Source organism: Methyloglobulus sp. (genome assembly GCF_040079455.1).
GTDB lineage: Bacteria > Pseudomonadota > Gammaproteobacteria > Methylococcales > Methylomonadaceae > Methyloglobulus.
In genome coordinates this window covers 1-1,645 of the sequence record NZ_JBEBKJ010000169.1, presented here as the reverse complement: position 1 = coordinate 1,645, position 1,645 = coordinate 1, and the positions used below count along the sequence as shown (strand labels likewise).

At 37.1% G+C, this 1,645-nt stretch carries 3 protein-coding genes; 1 reads left to right on the top strand and 2 read right to left on the bottom strand.

The window, feature by feature from the left end; genetic code table 11:
• Window positions 1-199: 199 nt before the first annotated feature.
• On the top strand, window positions 200-328 hold the full coding sequence (locus ABL924_RS18365; protein WP_349028542.1) for a hypothetical protein: 129 nt from the start codon (window positions 200-202) through the stop codon (window positions 326-328).
• A gap of 91 nt (window positions 329-419) precedes the next feature.
• Here the strand turns inward: ABL924_RS18365 and ABL924_RS18360 are convergent, their stop codons facing one another.
• Together ABL924_RS18360 and ABL924_RS18355 are read right to left on the bottom strand one after the other, a co-directional pair.
• Window positions 420-860, bottom strand: coding sequence for a hypothetical protein (locus tag ABL924_RS18360; protein WP_349028541.1), 441 nt, complete (start codon window positions 858-860; stop codon window positions 420-422).
• Window positions 861-1,146: 286 nt separating this feature from the next.
• Window positions 1,147-1,506: a hypothetical protein gene (locus ABL924_RS18355; protein ID WP_349028540.1), complete on the bottom strand. Its 360-nt coding sequence runs from the start codon at window positions 1,504-1,506 to the stop codon at window positions 1,147-1,149.
• Window positions 1,507-1,645: the final 139 nt, after the last annotated feature.

Below are 1,645 nucleotides of genomic sequence, written 5' to 3'. Positions count from 1 at the left end.
AGAGGGCTAGGGTGAGGGATATAATTGCTTGATTTTATTACCCTCATTCCGGCCTTCTCCCAGAGGGAGAAGGAGTTTTTTGAATTTTTAGAGATTCCCCATAGTAAAAGTTTGTTGTTATGAGAAACAAGATGGAAATGCGACGAATCTAATTCGTACCTATAGGAATGAAACGCCGCATTATTTTCTATTTAATTTAATGAATATCGTAAAAATATTTGTAGGTATCAAGAGCTGTAGGGCGGAAGCCGACAGGCGTTCCGCCACAAAACAAACCCAACAAAGTTCATTCGTCGAAACCCGTAAACGGTTTCGACTTGCGGGTTAGGCATTTAACTTTATTCTGACCCCAGTTATTTGAACATAAAGGGTTTTTCCAATTGTGGTGTCGGTAGAAACATCAAAATTTCTCTTATTTTTTACGATTTCTGGTGTTGATAAATGGCAGGTGGCAGAGTTAACACCAAAATAAAAACAATATGCTTTACAAATAACCCACCATCAGGCAACCAGTCACCCCAAATCAGCGCGTTATATAACATTGCCGAGGTGGTCGATGCAATCAGCCAAATGATGATATAGTTTTCATAAAACTGCTGATTTTTGAAATATTGCATAACATACAATGGAATCGTAAATATAATGCTAAACCAAATTACGTAACATACGATTGAATAGATTAATCTTTCGTTATCAGGTATGCGTGGCATCATTTCGATATCTATAGGGTTTGCCACAGGAAAGCCAAAATTAAGCATTAAAATACAAAAAAACACTATGGCACTAAGCACCCCCTCCACACTTATAATAAGATTTTTATTAAGCTTCGTAATAGATGAAAACCCTGTTAATAATATCAATACTAAAAAGTGGGCGTTTGACTCCTTTAGAAAACAAATTCAAACGCCATTCGTTTTGGTGTCTAAGATTAATAGTAAAAGTATTTGTAGGTGTTGAATATCCACCAACCATCTGCTCGTTTTATTACCTCAAGCCGGACGGGGCATGTTGCCCCATTCGTAAGATTTCAAAGATGTTCAAAAACGCCATCATTGAAGAAACGTGAGTGACGGGGTAGACATACCCCGTCACGCCGAGGATTTTTTAGTTGTGTTGAAGGTAGAAACATGTAATTTTCTTCATTTTTTAAGATTTCTGGTGCTGATAAATTGCAGGAAGTAGAGTTAGCACCAAAATAAAAATAATGTGTTTTACAAATGATCCACCATCAGGTACCCATCCACCACAAAAAAGGGCATGATATAGCATTGACTCAGAAACCGAAACAATTAGCCAAGCGATGATAAAATTTTCATAAAACTGCTGATTTTTAAAGCATTCGCCGAAGAAGAATGGAATAGTTAATAATGTGCTGAGCCAAATTACATAATACATGATTGAATACACTAATCGCTCGGTCTCGGAAAACATATCTTCACAGCCGAACAGCATGCTTGAATCTGAACCGATTGGAAAACCTAAACTTGATTCGAGGACATAAAACACTATGTAACCAAGTAAGCTTGTTCCAACTAAATAGTAAAAGTGAGAGTGTTTACGTAAAGATACATATATATTTCCGTTGGTACTCTAGGAAGGTAGTTGAATTAGTCAGGGCTACCCACAGCTTGATGGAAGCATTGAC